We start from the raw sequence: 16,338 nt of genomic DNA, 5'->3' as shown, positions 1-16,338 counted from the left end.
CGCTATCTCCCACCTCCTGTTTGAAGATATGGACCGGGCAAGGAATCTTGTGGCCGATACGAACGCGCGTCTGACTGAAGCCCAACGGACCCGGCTGGGCCGCATCGCCTTCCGCGCGTGGCGGCGCGGCTTCCGCGAGGCCGACCTGGTGCTGGGCCCGTTCGCCGACCAGGTGGGGCCGACGCTGACCGAGGCCGAGCTGGATTTGTTCGAGGCCCTGCTGCTCGAGGACGACGACCACGCCCTCTACGCCTGGATCATCCAGACCGCGCCCACGCCTGAAAAATATGACGGAAGCCTGATGACGAAGATCCGCGCCTTCATGGCCGCGCATGTCGCCGCCGAAGTCGCCAAGGGCGCCGGCTGATGGACGCTGTGATCCCAAAACGCAGCGATCAGGAACTGGGCGGCGCCCCCGAGGGCCTCGACGCCCTGACGGTGGCCGAACGCCTGCGCGCCGACGGCGGCGTCGGCCTGTTCGTGGCCCGCGACTATGCCCGCATGGGCGAGTTCGTTCAGGCCTTCCGCTTCTTCGCCGGCGATATCGAGGTGGTCGAGTTCCCCGCCTGGGACTGCCTGCCTTATGACCGGCTCAGCCCGACCTCCTCGGTTTCGGCTGAGCGCATGGCCGCCCTGACCAAGCTGGCCGGTCGCGCGGCCGGCGACAGCCGTCCGACCCTGGTGGTCACCACCGTCGGCGGCGTCACCCAGCGCACTCCGCCGCGCGAGATCACCTGCGGCGCGGGCTTTGAGGCCACCGTCGGCCTGGATCTCGATACGGCGGCGCTGGAGCGCTATTTCGCGGCCAACGGCTACCTGCGCGCCTCCACCGTGTCCGAACGAGGCGAGTTCGCCGTGCGCGGCGGCGTGGTCGACGTCTATCCGCCGGGCTTCGAGGAGCCGGTGCGCCTGGACATGTTCGGCTCCGAGCTGGAATCGATCCGCACCTTCGATCCGGCCACCCAGCGTTCGACCGGCCAGATGCGCCACGTCTCGCTGGCCCCGGTGTCCGAGGCCCTGCTGACGCCGGAAGCCATCTCGCGCTTCCGCACCGGCTATCTGAACCTGTTCGGCGCCGGCGGCGACGATCCCCTCTATGTGGCGGTCAGCGAGGGCGCGCGGCGTCAGGGCATGGAGCACTGGCTGCCCCTGTTCTACGAGCGGCTGGAGACGCTGTTCGACTATCTGCCGGACGACGCGCCGGTCTTCCTCGACAACCAGGCCGAGGCCGCGCGGGCCGAACGCTGGACCTTGACCGCCGACGCTTGGGAAGCGCGTCGCGACGCCTCGCGCAGCAAGGGCGGAGCCGCCAATCGGGCCCTGCCGCCCGAGCGCCTCTATCTGCCGGACGTCGACTGGAACAGCGCGCTGGCGGGCCGCACCGTGCGCCGCCTGTCGCCCTTCGCCGGCGGCGGCGAGGATGCGGGCGGCCGTCTGGGCCGCAGCTTCGCGGCCGAGCGCTCACAGGACAGCGTCAACCTGTTCGAGGCCGTCGCCCGCCACGCCCAGGCCCTGAAGGACGGCGGCAAGCGCGTCCTCTTCGCGTCCTGGACCGAGGGCTCGTCCGAACGCCTGGCCTCCATGCTGGCCGATCACGGGCTGGAGCATGTCGTCGCTGTGCGCGACTGGGCCGACGTCCAAAAAGCGCCGGACGGCCTCTACCTGCGGGGCGTCTTGCCGGTCGAACACGGCTTCGAGACAGACGCCATCGCCGTCATCTCCGAGACCGACATCCTGGGCGACCGTCTGGCGCGGCCGCGCAAGAAGCGGCGGGCCTCCAACTTCCTGGCCGAGGCGTCGGCCCTGACCACCGGCGACCTCGTCGTCCACCTCGACCACGGCATCGGCCGCTACGAGGGGCTGAAGACGCTGGAGATCCAGGACGCCCCGCACGACTGCCTGGAGCTGATGTACGCGGGCGAGAGCAAGCTCTACCTGCCGGTCGAGAACATCGACCTTCTGACTCGCTACGGTTCGGACACCGACGGCGCCCAGCTGGACCGGCTGGGCGGCGCGGGCTGGCAGGCGCGCAAGGCCAAGGCCAAGCAACGCCTGCGTGACATGGCCGAAGGGCTCATCGCCCTGGCGGCCAAGCGCGCCCTGCGCACCTCCGAGGCCATCACCCCGCCGCAGGGCCTGTTCGACGAGTTCTGCGCCCGCTTCCCGTACGAGGAGACGGACGACCAGCTCAACGCCATCGGCGACGTGCTGGAGGACCTGGGCAAGGGCACGCCGATGGATCGCCTGATCTGCGGCGATGTCGGCTTCGGCAAGACCGAGGTGGCCCTGCGCGCCGCCTTCGTGGTGGCCATGAGCGGCCAGCAGGTCGCGGTGGTCTGCCCCACGACCCTGCTGGCGCGCCAGCACTTCAAGACCTTCTCGGAGCGGTTCGCCGGCTGGCCGATCACCGTACGCCACCTGTCGCGCATGGTCACCGCCAAGGACGCCGCCGAGGCCCGCGCGGGCCTCAAGGACGGCACGTTCGAGATCGTTGTCGGCACCCATGCGGTGCTCAGCGAACAGGTCGGGTTCAAGGACCTGGGCCTGGTGATCGTCGACGAGGAGCAGCACTTCGGCGTCAAGCACAAGGAGAAGCTCAAGTCCCTGCGCGCCGACGTCCACCTGCTCACCCTGACCGCCACGCCGATCCCGCGCACCCTGCAGATGGCCCTGTCGGGCATCCGCGAGATGTCGATCATCGCCACCCCGCCCGTGGACCGCCTGGCCGTGCGCACCTACGTCACCCCGTGGGATCCGGTGCTGGTCCGCGAGGCCCTGCTGCGCGAGAAATACCGCGGCGGTCAGGCCTATTATGTCGTGCCGCGTCTCAACGACCTGCCGGACATCGAGAAATTCCTGCGCGAGCAGGTGCCCGAGATCAAGTTCGTGGTCGGCCACGGCCAGATGTCGCCGACCCAGCTGGAGGAGGTGATGAGCGCCTTCTACGACGGCACCTACGACCTGCTGCTGTCGACCACGATCGTTGAGTCCGGACTTGATGTTCCGACCGCCAACACATTGATCGTGCACAGGGCCGACATGTTCGGCCTGGCCCAGCTGCACCAGATTCGCGGGCGCATCGGCCGGGCCAAGGCGCGCGCCTTCGCCTATCTGACCACGGACGCCAAGAAGCCGCTGTCCCTGTCGTCGGAGCGCCGTCTGCAGGTGCTGCAGTCGCTGGACAACCTCGGCGCCGGCTTCCAGCTGGCCAGCCACGACCTGGACCAGCGCGGCGGCGGCAATCTATTGGGCGACGAACAGTCGGGCCACATCCGCGAGGTCGGGGTGGAGCTGTATCAGCAGATGCTGGAAGACGCCGTCGCCTCCCTGCGCGAGGCGGGCGAAGAGGTGGTCGACCGTGGGTGGTCCCCGGCCATCAACGTCGGTGCGGCTGTTTTGATTCCAGAGGATTACGTCCCGGACCTCAATGTTCGCTTGAGCCTGTATCGTCGTCTGTCGGACGCCGAAAACACCGAGGGCCGTGAGGCCCTGGCCGCTGAACTGATCGACCGCTTCGGCCCGCTGCCGGATGAGGCGAAACAGCTGCTGCGCATCGTCGGCATCAAGGCGAACTGCAAGATCGCCCATGTCGAACGCATCGATGTGGGACCCAAGGGCGCCGTCCTGACCCTGCGCAACAACACCTTCCCGAACCCCATGGGTCTGGTCGGCCTGATCCAGAAGAATCACGCCTTCTGGAAGATCCGGCCTGACCAGAAGATCGTCGTGAAGGGCGATTGGGACACGGCCGAGGACCGGCTGAAGGTCGCCGAGCGCATCACCGCCGATCTGGCGCGGGTCGCGAGCGCGGCGTGACCGTGCGGGTGCGTGAGGCGACGGACGCGGACTGGCCGGCGATCTGGCCGATCGTCCAGGCCGTGACGCGCGCGGGCGAGACCTACACCTATCCGCGCGACCTGAGCGAGGCCGGCGGCAAGGCGATCTGGATGCAGGCGCCGCCGGGTGTGACGCTGGTGGCGCTGGACGATGACGGCCGCATCCTGGGAACGGCCAAGACTGGGCCGAACCAGATGGGGCCCGGCGCGCACGTGGCGACGGCCAGTTTCATGACCGCGCCCGAGGCCCGGGGACGGGGCGTCGGCCGCGCGCTCGGCGAGGCGGTGATCGCGCATGCGAGCCGCGAGGGATTCCGCGCCATGCAGTTCAACGCCGTCGTCGAGGCGAACCACGGCGCGGTCCGCCTGTGGCGGGCGCTCGGGTTCGAAATCCTCGTCACCATCCCCGAAGCGTTCGATCATCCGACGGAAGGCCTGGTCGGCCTGCACGTCATGCACCGGCGGCTCTGACCGCCGGTCAGTCCGGTCGGTCGATGCGGTACAGGACGTGCGGGCGCAGCGGATGGCCGACGGGAACCGTGTCGTCCTCAAAGGCGGCGTCGGTGATCTCGGTCATGCCCGACTTCACCATGGCGCGGCGGGACGGCGTGTTGACGGCCGAGGTGTAGCCGATCACCGCGGTCGCGCCGAGCACCGTCCAGGCGTGGTCGAAGCAGGCCTTCGAGATTTCCCCCGCATAGCCCTGGCCCCAGACGGCGCGGTCCAGGATCCAGCCGATCTCCAACGGCCAGGCCTGCAGGGCGGCGGGCTCGGGCCGGGACAGGCCCGCGCCGCCGATCAGGACGCCGTCCGCCTTGCGCTCGACGGCCATGAAGCCGAAGCCGTCGCGCGCCAGGTCGGCGATCACCTGATCGATCACGGCGTCGCTCTCCGCCCGGTCCAGAACGGCCGGAAAATAGTAGCGCCGGACCTCCGGATCGGCGTTGATCGCCGCGAAGGGCGCGCGGTCCCGGTCCTCCCAGGGGCGCAGGAGGGTACGTTCGGTCTCGAGGTGCATCGGGGTCAGCCGCACCCGTCCGCGCTGTCCGGCGCGCCCTCGGGCGGACGGCTCTTGAAGTGGCCGGCCCACCAGTCGGTCCAGCGGCCTTCCAGCGCGGCGAAGGCGGCGGCGTCGAGGCCGTAGGTGGTCAGGGTCACGCTGGTCCAGCCCTTGGCCCAACGGTCATTGGGCGCGCGGGTGTGGGCGATCAGCAGGCCGTCGCCCCATTCCCTGACCGTCAGCCCGGCCTGGTGCCGTCCCAGGTGCCAGACCTCGCCGCTCAGCGCCGCGTCGGGTCCGACCGGCCCGGCCCACGGCTCGCCGGCGGCGGGGATGTCGTCCACGCCCAGCGCCGGGAAGCCGTTCAGCGCGCCATCGGTCACGGGCTCGCCCGACAGATAGATCGTGCGGCGCGGCTGGCCGATGTGGCGGGCCAGCAGGAAGGCCAGTTGCTGGGTGAAGGAGATCCAGCCCTCGGTCATGTCCTCGTAGACGGCGTTCCAGTCGCCCTCGGTTACGGGCGCGCTGCGCACCACGCGGATGATCGTCTGGTCGCCCTGCGCCACGACCTCATAGCGGTCGGGCATGCCGCCGAAGTGCAGCACCTGGTTCGCGTCGTCGGGGTTGGCGTGGTCGAAGAAGATCCAGTCGACCTCGGCCCCCAGGCTGTCGGTGTCCCAGCCGAACCACTGCATCAGCTGATCGCGGTCGCGCAGGGCCGCCCAGACGGCGTCGGCGGGCGCGGGCACGGTGACTTCGACCAGAACGCGGTCTTCCATGGGCTGTTCGGTCATGGCGGTCAGTTCCTTGTGAGGGCGGGTTTGACGACGGCCGGATGGGCCGCGGCGGTCAGGCGGTAACGGCGGCCCGCAGGGGCCGCATACTGGCGGGCGAGCCCGGCCACGGCGTCGGCGACGTCGCGGGAGAAGGCGTCGAAATCGGCGGGGGTGGCGAAGCTCATGTCCGCCTCGACCGTCAGGGTCAGCAGGCGCGACCCTTCCGCGTCGGCCGCCTCGCGCATCCGGGCCACGTCGCGGACCATGGCCGAGGCCGTGTTGATCAGGTGGCCGGCGGCGTGGCGGTCCTGCGCCTCGATCGCGTCCGGGTCGGGCAGGGTCTGCAGCAGGGCGGGGTCCAGCACATAGTTCTCGGCGGCGACGAACAGCCGTTCGGTGAAGCCGCGCTTCTTGCGCTCGCCCGCCAGCCGGATCAGGCCCGCATCCTCCAGCGCCTTCAGGTGGTAGCCGATCTTCTGGCGCGGCATGTCCAGCCGCTCCGCCAGCCCAGCGGCCGAGGCGGGCTCGACCAGCGACGCCAGGATCCGTCGACGGATCGGCGCCAGCGCCAGATGGGCGGCGTCCAGGTCGTCGAGCAGGGAGGAAGGCCGGGGCGTCATGCCCCGAACCTGCATTAGACAAATAAAGTTGTCAATTACCGCTGGGAGACGCCGACGTCGGCCGAGGCGCGCTCCAGCACCACGGCGGGGGATTCGCCGGGCATGACCTCGGCCACCCCGACCTCGAACTCGACCACGAAGGGCGAGCGGTCGGGACCGGCGTCGAAGGCGGTGCAACTGATCACCGCCGCGATGCGGTCGGCGGCGATGCGGGCGGCCGGGCCCCGGGTGGCGGGCAGGGCCAGGGCGAAGACGTCGGGCGACAGGCGCGCGGCGGTGTCCTCGGTGCGGATCAGGCGCGACACCATGGCCCCGATCTGGGGCAGGGCGCGGTCCAGCCAGCCGCCCTCGCGAGCGCTGACCACGGCTTCGGTCTCGGCCACCCGCAGGACGGCGACGGACAGGGGGCGGCGGCGCATGCGCGCGCCCTCGGCCACCCGCGCCAGATGGCTGGCGAACAGTTCGCGGGTGAACAGGCCGGTCGAGGGATCGGTCAGGCCCGAGCCGCGCGCGCTCTCCAGCGCCCGGCGGATGGCGACATGGCGGCGGTGCGCCCGCGCCAGGGCCACGATGCGGCTGGCCGTCTCCTCCTCGGGCGTATCGGCGGCGGCCACGTCGGCGAAGCCCCGATTGTACAGCTCGGCCAGGTTGATCTCGCCGGCGCCGCGCAGATAGAGGACCGCGGGCACGTGATAGAGGCGGGTGTTGCGCTTCATGCCTGAGGCGATGGACAGGGCCGGGGCGTGGTCCTCGGCGCCCCACAGCACGGCGGCGTCGAACGGGCGCTCATGCAGATAGTCGAAGGCGGTATAGGGCGTCGGCGCGGCCACGACGTCGCAACCCAGCGCGGTCAGGGCGTTGGACAGGGCCAGGAAATACCGGTCCGGCTTGCCCGCGGCCAGCACGCGCAGGGGCGTGGCCTCGACCTCAGCCAGGGCCAGCGGCTCGCCGCGCGCGGCGAAGGTGGCTTCGCGCAGGCTGACCTCTTCCTCGGCGATGGCGGTGCGCACCAGGTTTTCCAGCCGCAGGGCCGCCTGGGCCGCATGCGGCGCGTGCGACATGGAGATGTCGGACAGGCCCGGCTCCCAGTCGGCGGTGGCCGCGCCGATGGCCATCACCGGCAGGCGCCGCGGCGAGACGGTCTGGCGCATGGCCCGGACGCCTTCCTGGGCGTCGGCCAGCGAGGCGTCCAGGATGACGGCCTCCAGCGGCCAGTCGATCAGCACCTGCACGGCGCCGGCCAGCGAGCGGGCGGTGACGGTGCGCCAGCCGAGGGCGTCCAGCCCCTGACACAGGGGGCCGACCAGGCCGTCGTCGGGTGCGACGACCAGAATGCGCGGATCAGATGCCAACGGATGGACTCTCCGGACCGCCTCCAACCCCCGGGACGATCTCATTGGCGGGGACCATAGCGACGACCCGCGTCGGGAAGCAACGGGCGACGCTGAGGATTCTCCCCGCGCCCGTTCGCCCCGTTCACATGTGGCCGAATTGCGGTAAACGTCGTCCCTTGGGCGGCTACAGGTACGGGTTTGCAGGCGAAATCTGAAATGGACGCGGCGGTGCGTTGGGCGACGCCGATGCTGTGGGGGCGGCTCGCGGTCCGGGCCTTCACCCGCAGCTGGGGCCGCGACGTCATGCTCTACACGGGCGGGGTGTCCTTCTTCGCCCTGCTGGCCGTCTTCCCCGCCATCGCCATCCTCATCGGCTTCTACAAGGTCGTGCTGTCGATCGGTCAGGTCAGCGAGCAGGCCGCGGCCCTGGCCGACGTCATGCCCCACGCGGCCCGCGCCATCTTCCAGCAGGAGATCGAGCGGCTGGCCAGCGCCTCGGCCCGCACCGTCTCGGCCCAGAGCTTCTTCGCCCTGGTCATCGGCGGATACGCCGCCCACCGCGGCTTCAAGGCCCTGCTGGCGGGGCTCAACCTGATCCACGACGAGACCGAGCCGCACGGCTTCTTCAAATTCAACCTGCTGGCCTTCTTCGTGGCCCTGTTCGCCTTCGCCCTGTTCACCGTCGTGTCCGGCGCGGTCGTGACCTCGCGCCTGCTGGAGCATACCGGACCGGGCGCGCCGCCGGTCGGCGGGGCCGCCGGCCTGTCGCTTGATGGATTGTGGCCCGCCGTCGGTCTCGCGATCGGCCTGACCATGCTCTACCGCTACGCCATGTCGCACCGGACCCCGGTGGCCTGGGCGCCGTCGATCGCGGGCGGGCTGGTGGCGACGGTGATGTCGACCATCTCGTCCTGGCTGTGCGCCATCTATGTCGAGCAGATCGCACCGCTGGGCGCGACCTACGGTTCGGTCGGCGCCGTCGTGGTGCTGCTGATCTGGCTGTCCTGGAACGTCAACGCCATCTTCTACGGCGGCGCCTTCACGACCGAGATGGAAATCGCCGCCCGCTCCATGGGCGCGCCGGACCTGGAGCCGGAGGACGAGACCTCCGAGACCGTGGTCAGTCTGTCGGAGCGCCGGGCGTCTCGACCGCGATAGTCAGGACGCCGTCCGCCTCCTCGATCGACACCACCCGCCCGCCGAGGTCCCGCATCAGGAAGGGCACGTCGATGCGCGCCATCGGATCGGTGGCCAGCAGGGTGAGCAGGGTCCCGGGCTCCGCCGCGTGGATCGCCTTCTGAAGCTTCAGGCTGGGGGTCGGGCAGCGGTGGCCCCGCGCGTCGACGATGGTCATGCGCTGATCCGGTCCCGCAGCAGGCCCAGCGCCACGCGCACGCTCTCCAGCCGCACCGCCTCGCGCCCGATGTCGCCGAAGCGGCGCTCGACATGGATCACGCCCGCCGGCCCGGCGGCGGCGAAATGCACCAGACCGACCGGCTTGTCGTCCGATCCGCCGCCCGGCCCGGCGATGCCGGTGACCGCCACCGAAACCTGCGCCCGTGACCGCGCCACGGCGCCGGCGGCCATGGACCGGGCGACCGGCTCGGACACCGCGCCATGGGCCTCGATCAGGGCGGCGGGCACGGCGACGAGATCGCTCTTGGCCTCATTGCTGTAGGTCACGAAGCCCCGATCCACGACCGCCGACGATCCGGCGATCGCCGTCAGCGCCCCGGCGACCAGGCCGCCCGTGCAGCTCTCGGCCGTGGCGACCATCAGCGCTTTGGCGGCGGCCTCGGTAATCACCTGTTGAGCAAGGGCGGCGATATCGTCGGGGAACATCAGGGCTTTCCGAAGCGGCGGCGAGTCGGGCTAGGGTCACCCGGCGTCATACGGGCGACAGCATACGGGGCGGGCATGAGCGACACCACCATCGACACGGCCACGCCGCCCGCCGACCGGTTGACGCCCCTGCTGTTCGCCGTGGCCATCTTCACCTCGGCCTCGCTGGTCTTCGTGGTCCAGCCCATGGTGACCAAGCTGGTGCTGCCCATGCTGGGCGGATCGCCGTCGGTGTGGAACACCGCCATGGTCTTCTTCCAGGCGGCGCTGCTGGTCGGCTACGGCTACGCCCACGCCGTGCAGAGGATCGGCTCGATCAAGCTGCAGGTGACCGTCCATCTGGTGCTGCTGACCTGCTCGGCCCTCTTCCTGCCCCTGCACATCAACGGCTGGCTGGGCGATCCCGACCCGTCGGCGCCGATCGGTTGGCTGCTGGGCACCTTGGCCCTGTCGGTCGGCGCCCCCTTCGCCATCCTTTCGGCCACCGCGCCCCTGCTTCAGGCCTGGTTCGCCCGGGTCCGCGCCGGCCATGCGGACGGCAAGAACCCCTATGTCCTGTACGCCGCCTCCAACCTCGGCAGCTTCCTGGCGCTGCTGTCCTATCCGGTCCTGATCGAGCCGCTGTCGACCCTGTCCGGCCAGCGCCTCGGCTGGAGCGGCGGCTACGCCGTCTTCATGATTCTGATCGCGCTGCTGGCCTTCGTGGTCTGGAGCCGCCGGGTCGACCGCGAAGCCGAGCCCGCGCCGCTGGAGAAGAGCGCGCCGATCCCGTGGCGCGAGAAGGGCATACTGGTCCTGCTGGCCGCGGCGCCGTCCAGCCTGATGCTGGGCGTCACCGCCCACCTGTCCACGGACGTGGCCTCGGCGCCCTTCCTGTGGGTCATACCGCTGGCGCTCTACCTGCTGACCTTCGTCATCGCCTTCCAGAACAAGCCGTGGATCCCGCTGCCCGTCACCCTGATCATCCAGGGCGCGATCGGGGCGGTCTGCGTGCTGCTGGTCGCCTTCCGCTCGGCCAACTGGGGCCTGGCGTTCGGCATCAACATCGTCGCCTTCTTCTTCGCCGCCCTGATGTGCCACCAGCTGTTGGCCAAGCGTCGGCCCGCGCCGGACCGGCTGACCGAGTTCTACCTGCTGATGTCGCTGGGCGGCGTGGTGGGCGGCGCCTTCACGGCCCTGCTGGCCCCCGTCATTTTCAACATGGTCTGGGAGTACCCGCTGGTCCTGGTGCTGGTCGGCCTGGCCCGTCCGTGGGGCAAGGGCGGGCTCACCGGCCAGGTCCTGGGCGCCCTGGTCGCCGCGGCCGCGGTGGCCGCCGCGCCGGTCCTGCTCTCGCTGTGGCTGGATTCCAACGACGACGCGCGTCGGGCCTTCTACCAGTTCTTCCCGCTCGGCATGGGTCAGCTGGCCATGTTCATGCTGATCCCGGCGGCGATCTGCGCCTTCCTGGTCCGCGACCGCGCGCCCGTCTACACCGTCATCCTGGTGATGATCGCCCTGTCGTCGCAGTGGATCGCGCGCGGCTACGACTGGACCTTCTCGGAGCGCAGCTTCTTCGGCGTCATGCGGGTGGCCAATGTGCAGGACCCCCGGCTGGGCGGCGACGTCCATGTGCTGATGCACGGCACCACCCTGCACGGGGCGCAGGCGCGGCATGGGCATAACGAGTGCGCGCCGACCCTCTACTACAACGTCGCCACCCCCATCGGTCAGTCCGCCCTGATGGTGCAGCAGCGCGGGCCGGCCCGCATCGGCGTGGTGGGGCAGGGCTCGGGCGCCATGGCGGCCTACAAGCGCCCGGTCGACCGCATGACCTTCTTCGAGATCGATCCGGCGGTCGACCGGCTGTCCCGCGATCCGAAGTGGTTCACCTACATCTCGAAATGCGCCGAGGGCCCGATCGACACCGTGCTGGGCGATGCGCGCCTGACGCTGAACCATCAGCCCGCGGGCAGCTACGACCTGCTGATCATCGACGCCTTCTCGTCGGACGCGGTGCCGACCCACCTGCTGACCGCCGAGGCGATCCAGGGGTATCTGCGCCTTCTGAAGCCGAACGGCGTGGTGCTGCTGCACCTGTCGAACCGCAACCTCGAGATCACCCTGCCGGCGATCGCCGCGGCCCAGCGGCTGGGCGTGCCGAGCCTGCACCAGATCTACTACGAGGGGGATCAGTCGCCCGACATGTCGGAAGCCTCCACCGAGGCCCTGATCCTGTCGCCGACCGCGCAGGGGTTGGCTGACTTCAGCCGCGACCCGCGCTGGACGACGCCGGGCCAGACCTCGGTACGACCGTGGACGGACGACTACGTCAACCTGTTCGGGGCGCTGTGGCGCAGCCGCTTCCCGCCGCCGGAGCGTCCGCTTTAGGCAGACGGTAGTTCCAGCGTCGCCACGGCCTGGGCGGCCAGGCCTTCGCCGCGGCCGGTGAAGCCCAGGCCCTCGGTCGTTGTCGCCTTCACGCTGACGGCGTCCAGCGGCAGGTCGAGGATTTCGGCCAGCCGCTCGCGCATGGCCTGCCGATGCGGCTTCACCTTGGGCCGCTCGCAGATCAGGGTCACGTCCACGTTCGACAGTCGTCCGCCGCGCGCCCGGACCAGCTCGGCCGCATGCTTCAGGAACAGGTCCGACGACGCGCCCTTCCACTGTGGATCGGTGGGCGGGAAATGGTCGCCGATGTCGCCTTCGCCCAGCGCGCCCAGGATGGCGTCGGTCAGGGCGTGCAGGCCCGCGTCGGCGTCCGAATGGCCGATCAGGGTCTGGTCGTGCGGCACTTCCAGCCCACACAGCCAGACCGACGATCCCGGGCCCCAGCGGTGGACGTCATAGCCCTGGCCGACGCGGACGGTGCGGGGGATCAGGGCCTCGGCCATGGCGAAATCCTCGGGGAAGGTCAGTTTCATCAGGCGGGCGTCGCCCTCGACGATGCGGACGCGGCCGCCGGCGCGTTCGACCACGGTCGCCTCGTCCGTGGCCGTCTCGTTCTCGGGCCAGGCGGCGAAGGCGTCGGTCAGGGTCCTCAGGCGGAAGGCCTGCGGGGTCTGGGCGCGCCACAGGGCCTCGCGCTCCACCGCGCCGGACACGACGCCTTCCACGGCGCGGCGCAGGCTGTCGGCGACGGGCAGGGCGGGCAAGGCGCCGTCGGCCTCATCCAGCGCCTGGACGCATCGGGCGATGACCGCCGCGGACAGGAAGGGGCGGGCGGCGTCATGGACCAGCACCGGACGGGCGTCGGCTCCGCCCAGCGCCGCCAGTCCGGCCCGCACCGAGTCGGTCCGCGCGGCGCCGCCGACCACCGCGCGCCAGCCGGTCAGGCCCGCCAGCGCCTCGGCGGCCTCGGCCTCCGAACCGGGCGAAACCACCACCACCAGGTCCTCGGCGCCCGCCTTCAGCAGGGCTTCGACCGACCAGCGGACCACGGGCTTTCCGCCCAGCGGACGCCACTGCTTGGCGCCTCCCGCGCGCGATCCGGAGCCGGCGGCGACGACGACGGCGGCGAAGGCGGGGAGGGGCGAGGTCATGTCCGGCCTTCTAATGGCCGCCGTCATGCTTGACGAGAGCGCATTGAACGGCGGTAAGGAGCCGATGACCGCAGGCCTACAGATCGGCGACGTATGGGTGCCCGGGCGGGTGCTGACCGCCCCCATGACCGGGATCACCGATCTTCCTTTCCGCGTGCTCGCCTCACGGCTGGGCGCCGCCTATGTCGCGACCGAGATGGTCGCCGCCGCCGAGCTGGCCCGCGCCCGGCCCGACGTGGTCCGCCGCGCGGCGGTGGGCGAGGGCCTACCCCTGACGGTGATCCAGCTGGTCGGCCGCGATCCCGTCGCCATGGCCGAAGGCGCGCGCATGGCCGAGAAGGCCGGGGCTGACATCGTCGATCTGAATTTCGGCTGCCCGGCCAAGGAGGTCACCGGGGCCGTCTGCGGCTCGGCCCTCATGCGTACGCCGGATCTGGCCTGTCGCCTGATCGAGGCGGCGGTGAACGCCACCGCACGCCCCGTGACGGTCAAGATGCGCCTCGGTTGGGACGACGCCAGCCGCAACGCCGCCGAGATCGCGCGCCGCGCCGAAGAGATCGGCGTGAAGGCCGTCACCGTCCATGGCCGGACGCGCCAGCAGTTCTACACCGGCAAGGCCGACTGGACCGCCGTGGCCGAGGTGAAGGCCGCCGTCTCCATTCCGGTGATCGTCAACGGCGACATCCTGACCGCCGAGGATGCGCGCAACGCTCTGGCGCAGTCGGGCGCCGACGCCCTGATGCTGGGGCGGGGCGTCTATGGCCGTCCGTGGCTGGCCGCCCATCTGGAGCGGGCGCTGGCCGATGGAACCGTGCTGGAGGAGCCGGACCGGGCGGAACGGCTGGCCATCGTCACCGAACATCTGCGGGCCTCCGCGGCCTTCTACGGCCTGCCGCTCGGGCTGAAGATGTTCCGCAAGCATCTGGGCTGGTACGTCGAACAGGCGCCCTGGCCCGCCGATCCGCTGGACCGGCGCGCGGCCAAGAGCCGGCTGTGCCGTCTCGACAGTCCGGCCGAGGTCGAGGCGGCCTTGACCGAACTATGGTCTCCGGTGACGCATTCCGGCAACTCGGCTGTTGATATTGCGCCACAGCTGGTTGAAGCTGGCGCGGCATGACGGACACACCCGCCGCCGACGTCGATCCCGCACCGACCGCGCCTCGCGGTCCGGCGCGCTGGTTCGCCGGCTGGTCGGAGACACGCCGGCGCAATGTCTTCCTCATCGCCTTCGCCCTCGCCCTGATCACCAATATCGCGGCCATCTGGCTGGTCGCCGTGGCGCCGGGCCTTGGCGGCGAGGGCGCGCGCGCCTCGGTCAGCCAGACGATGCTGCTGATCCTGATCGCCAACCTGCTGCTGATCGGCGGGCTCGCCGCGACCGTCGCCCGTCGCGCCTTCGGCCTGGTTCGCCGCCGTCGGGGCGACGCGGGCGCGCGCCTTCACCTGCGCTTCGTGATCCTGTTCTCGTCTGTGGCCCTGGTGCCCGCGGTCCTGATCGCGCTGGTCTTCGGGGTTCTGGTCAACCGCGGCGTGGATCAGTGGTTCAGCGACAATGTCCAGGCCGCCGTCGACAACGGCGCCGCCATCGGCCTGGCCTACACCAGCGACGTGTCGACCGAGATCGACTCCGACATCACCGTCATCGGCGAGCAGCTGGAGGGCATTCGCCCGCTGTTCGACAACCGGATCCAGTTTTCGGACGCCCTCAGTCAGGTCGGCCAGCTGTTCGGCTATCCGGCCGTCTATCTCCTGGACGAGAACGGCGAGGTGCTGGCCAGCGGCGAAGGGCCCAACGCTCCGCCCTATGTCGCTCCGTCCCGGGAGGCGCTGGAGGAGGCGCAGACCCAGGAACAGCCGTCCGTGCAACAGCTCACGGAGGGACCGGACGCCATTCGCGGCCTGCGCGCCTTCCCGGCCTATGGCGACGCCTACCTCTACCTCGTCCGGCCCCTGCAGCCGGGCCTGATCGGACAGGTCGCCTCGGCGCGCGAGTCCATCGTCGCCTACAAGGAAGCCGAGGCCAGCCGGGCGCGCATCCAGGCCGTCTTCGCCCTCAGCTATGTCGAAACCGCGCTTCTTGTGCTGGTCGGCGCCGTCTGGCTGGGCATGTCGGCGGCCAACTCCATCTCCGCACCGATCGGTCGTCTGGTCGTGGCGGCGGACGCCGTGGCGGGCGGCGACCTGTCGGCCCGCGTGGACGCCAACGACGGCCCCGGCGAGATCAAGACCCTGTCGGCCGCCTTCAACCGCATGACCGGCGACCTTGAGGCCCAGCAGGCGGCGCTCAGGACCGCCAGCGAGGAGGCCACGGGCCGCTCCCGCTTCATCGAGACCGTGCTGTCCGGCGTCTCCGCCGGCGTCATCGGCGTCGACCGCCAGCGCCGCGTCTCGGCCATCAACGACAGCGCCGTCGAACTGCTGGGCATTTCGGAGGACGACATCATCGGCCGCCCGCTGGGCGACGTCTCGCCCGAACTCAGCGAACTGGCCGGCCGCGCCGAGGCCCATATCGAGGAAGAGATCGACGTCGGCGGCGAGGCCGAGACCCGCCGCCTGCGCGTCCGTATCGAGGGCGGGGTCGGCGGCGAGATGGTGCTGACCTTCGACGACATCACCCGTCTGGTCACCGCCCAGCGCAACGCCGCCTGGCGCGACGTGGCCCGCCGCATCGCCCACGAAATCAAGAATCCCCTGACCCCGATCCAGCTCTCGGCCGAGCGCCTGCGCCGCCGTTACCGGTCGCGCGTCGAGGACGACGTCGAGGTCTTCGACCGCTGCACCGAGACCATCATCCGCCAGGTCGGCGACATCGGCCGAATGGTCGACGAGTTCTCGTCCTTCGCCCGCATGCCCGCGCCCCGCTTCACCGCCGAGAAGCCGGATGAGCTTCTGCGCGAGGCCGTGTTCGCCCAGCGGGTGGCCGCGCCCGACATCGGCGTGGACCTGATCGAACCCCTGCCCAAGGTCACCTTCCACGCCGACCGCCAGATGGTCGGCCAGGCCCTGACCAACATCCTCAAGAACGCGGGCGAGGCGGTGGCGGCCCGCCGCGAGGCCCAGCCGCGTCCGGGCGACGACGCGACGCCCGGCATCTCGGCCCGGCTCACGGTCGAGGACGGTGTCGCCACCTTCGTCATCGAGGACGACGGCCCCGGCCTGCCGGCCAAGGACCGCGACCGCCTGACCGAACCCTATGTGACCACGCGCGAGAAAGGCACGGGCCTCGGCCTGGCCATCGTCAAGCGCATCTGCGAGGAGCACGGCGGCGAGCTGAAGCTGGCCGACGCCGAGACCCTGTCCGGCGCGCGCGTGTGCCTGATCTTCCCCCTCAAATCCCCAGTGAAGGCTCCGGCCGGGTCCAAGGACGCGAAAGCGTCCGGCGGCGCCGTCCCGGCGGCCCATTAAGCGA

14 protein-coding genes are annotated in these 16,338 nt (G+C 70.7%); 7 read left to right on the top strand and 7 right to left on the bottom strand.

Translation table 11 applies throughout. From position 1 onward, the window contains the following. Positions 1–49 precede the first annotated feature (49 nt). Genes AC1RRF_RS06530 through AC1RRF_RS06520 form a run of 3 tightly spaced genes read left to right on the top strand, consistent with a single transcriptional unit; the run spans position 50 to position 4,307 of the window. Positions 50–367 carry an FAD assembly factor SdhE gene (locus AC1RRF_RS06530; protein WP_492833637.1) on the top strand — a complete coding sequence of 106 codons (318 nt, stop codon included), beginning with the start codon at positions 50–52 and terminating at the stop codon, positions 365–367. After that, positions 367–3,816, top strand: a complete 3,450-nt coding sequence (gene mfd, locus AC1RRF_RS06525) for a transcription-repair coupling factor (protein WP_492833636.1) — start codon at positions 367–369, stop codon at positions 3,814–3,816. Before AC1RRF_RS06530 ends, mfd begins: the two co-directional genes overlap by 1 nt. After that, positions 3,813–4,307 carry a GNAT family N-acetyltransferase gene (locus AC1RRF_RS06520; protein WP_492833635.1) on the top strand — a complete coding sequence of 165 codons (495 nt, stop codon included), beginning with the start codon at positions 3,813–3,815 and terminating at the stop codon, positions 4,305–4,307. Before mfd ends, AC1RRF_RS06520 begins: the two co-directional genes overlap by 4 nt. A gap of 7 nt (positions 4,308–4,314) precedes the next feature. Here AC1RRF_RS06520 and AC1RRF_RS06515 read toward each other — a convergent pair whose 3' ends face one another. The 4 genes from AC1RRF_RS06515 to AC1RRF_RS06500 are packed head-to-tail and all read right to left on the bottom strand — an operon-like array spanning position 4,315 to position 7,584. Beyond that, complete coding sequence (locus AC1RRF_RS06515; protein ID WP_492833634.1) at positions 4,315–4,854, bottom strand: GNAT family N-acetyltransferase; 540 nt, start codon at positions 4,852–4,854, stop codon at positions 4,315–4,317. 5 nt (positions 4,855–4,859) lie between these two features. After that, on the bottom strand, positions 4,860–5,630 hold the full coding sequence (locus AC1RRF_RS06510; RefSeq protein WP_492833633.1) for an SRPBCC family protein: 771 nt from the start codon (positions 5,628–5,630) through the stop codon (positions 4,860–4,862). A 5-nt stretch (positions 5,631–5,635) separates the two neighbouring features. Then, positions 5,636–6,232: an ArsR/SmtB family transcription factor gene (locus AC1RRF_RS06505; protein WP_492833632.1), complete on the bottom strand. Its 597-nt coding sequence runs from the start codon at positions 6,230–6,232 to the stop codon at positions 5,636–5,638. Between the two features lie 35 nt (positions 6,233–6,267). After that, on the bottom strand, positions 6,268–7,584 hold the full coding sequence (locus AC1RRF_RS06500; RefSeq protein ID WP_492833631.1) for a diguanylate cyclase domain-containing protein: 1,317 nt from the start codon (positions 7,582–7,584) through the stop codon (positions 6,268–6,270). Between the two features lie 198 nt (positions 7,585–7,782). On the opposite strand from AC1RRF_RS06500, the gene AC1RRF_RS06495 reads away from it, so the two are divergent. Next, entirely contained in the window at positions 7,783–8,724 is a 942-nt protein-coding gene (locus AC1RRF_RS06495) for a YihY/virulence factor BrkB family protein (protein ID WP_492833630.1), read from the top strand. On the opposite strand, the gene AC1RRF_RS06490 is transcribed toward AC1RRF_RS06495, so the two are convergent. Together AC1RRF_RS06490 and AC1RRF_RS06485 are read right to left on the bottom strand one after the other, a co-directional pair. Then, on the bottom strand, positions 8,687–8,920 hold the full coding sequence (locus AC1RRF_RS06490; RefSeq protein ID WP_492833629.1) for a sulfurtransferase TusA family protein: 234 nt from the start codon (positions 8,918–8,920) through the stop codon (positions 8,687–8,689). The two genes, AC1RRF_RS06495 and AC1RRF_RS06490, sit on opposite strands and share 38 nt — an antisense overlap. Further along, on the bottom strand, positions 8,917–9,408 hold the full coding sequence (locus AC1RRF_RS06485) for a CinA family protein (RefSeq protein WP_492833628.1): 492 nt from the start codon (positions 9,406–9,408) through the stop codon (positions 8,917–8,919). Before AC1RRF_RS06485 ends, AC1RRF_RS06490 begins: the two co-directional genes overlap by 4 nt. Before the next feature lie 75 nt (positions 9,409–9,483). Between AC1RRF_RS06485 and AC1RRF_RS06480 the strand changes: the two genes are divergently transcribed. After that, positions 9,484–11,778, top strand: a complete 2,295-nt coding sequence (locus AC1RRF_RS06480) for a fused MFS/spermidine synthase (RefSeq protein ID WP_492833627.1) — start codon at positions 9,484–9,486, stop codon at positions 11,776–11,778. Here AC1RRF_RS06480 and AC1RRF_RS06475 read toward each other — a convergent pair. Continuing rightward, complete coding sequence (locus AC1RRF_RS06475) at positions 11,775–12,929, bottom strand: bifunctional 2-C-methyl-D-erythritol 4-phosphate cytidylyltransferase/2-C-methyl-D-erythritol 2,4-cyclodiphosphate synthase (RefSeq protein WP_492833626.1); 1,155 nt, start codon at positions 12,927–12,929, stop codon at positions 11,775–11,777. The genes AC1RRF_RS06480 and AC1RRF_RS06475 overlap by 4 nt on opposite strands. Positions 12,930–12,993: 64 nt before the next feature. Here AC1RRF_RS06475 and dusB point away from each other — a divergent pair, with 64 nt between their 5' ends. Together dusB and AC1RRF_RS06465 are read left to right on the top strand one after the other, a co-directional pair. Beyond that, a complete protein-coding gene (dusB, locus tag AC1RRF_RS06470; protein WP_492834144.1) occupies positions 12,994–14,046 on the top strand; it encodes a tRNA dihydrouridine synthase DusB in 1,053 nt (350 codons plus the stop codon). Then, positions 14,043–16,334, top strand: a complete 2,292-nt coding sequence (locus tag AC1RRF_RS06465) for a sensor histidine kinase (RefSeq protein WP_492833625.1) — start codon at positions 14,043–14,045, stop codon at positions 16,332–16,334. Before dusB ends, AC1RRF_RS06465 begins: the two co-directional genes overlap by 4 nt. Positions 16,335–16,338: the final 4 nt, after the last annotated feature.

The sequence above is a fragment of the Brevundimonas sp. GW821-FHT12C05 genome, from assembly GCF_058807475.1.
This window is presented reverse-complemented; position numbering and strand designations above follow the sequence as displayed.

What these genes read in the sequence shown, in the direction of transcription:
- mfd (WP_492833636.1), top strand. Translation starts at nt 367, where the DNA reads ATGGACGCTGTGATCCCAAAACGCAGCGATCAGGAACTGGGCGGCGCC.
- AC1RRF_RS06515 (WP_492833634.1), bottom strand. Translation starts at nt 4,854, where the DNA reads ATGCACCTCGAGACCGAACGTACCCTCCTGCGCCCCTGGGAGGACCGG.
- AC1RRF_RS06510 (WP_492833633.1), bottom strand. Translation starts at nt 5,630, where the DNA reads ATGACCGAACAGCCCATGGAAGACCGCGTTCTGGTCGAAGTCACCGTG.
- AC1RRF_RS06505 (WP_492833632.1), bottom strand. Translation starts at nt 6,232, where the DNA reads ATGACGCCCCGGCCTTCCTCCCTGCTCGACGACCTGGACGCCGCCCAT.
- AC1RRF_RS06495 (WP_492833630.1), top strand. Translation starts at nt 7,783, where the DNA reads ATGGACGCGGCGGTGCGTTGGGCGACGCCGATGCTGTGGGGGCGGCTC.
- AC1RRF_RS06490 (WP_492833629.1), bottom strand. Translation starts at nt 8,920, where the DNA reads ATGACCATCGTCGACGCGCGGGGCCACCGCTGCCCGACCCCCAGCCTG.
- AC1RRF_RS06485 (WP_492833628.1), bottom strand. Translation starts at nt 9,408, where the DNA reads ATGTTCCCCGACGATATCGCCGCCCTTGCTCAACAGGTGATTACCGAG.
- AC1RRF_RS06480 (WP_492833627.1), top strand. Translation starts at nt 9,484, where the DNA reads ATGAGCGACACCACCATCGACACGGCCACGCCGCCCGCCGACCGGTTG.
- AC1RRF_RS06475 (WP_492833626.1), bottom strand. Translation starts at nt 12,929, where the DNA reads ATGACCTCGCCCCTCCCCGCCTTCGCCGCCGTCGTCGTCGCCGCCGGC.
- dusB (WP_492834144.1), top strand. Translation starts at nt 12,994, where the DNA reads ATGACCGCAGGCCTACAGATCGGCGACGTATGGGTGCCCGGGCGGGTG.
- AC1RRF_RS06465 (WP_492833625.1), top strand. Translation starts at nt 14,043, where the DNA reads ATGACGGACACACCCGCCGCCGACGTCGATCCCGCACCGACCGCGCCT.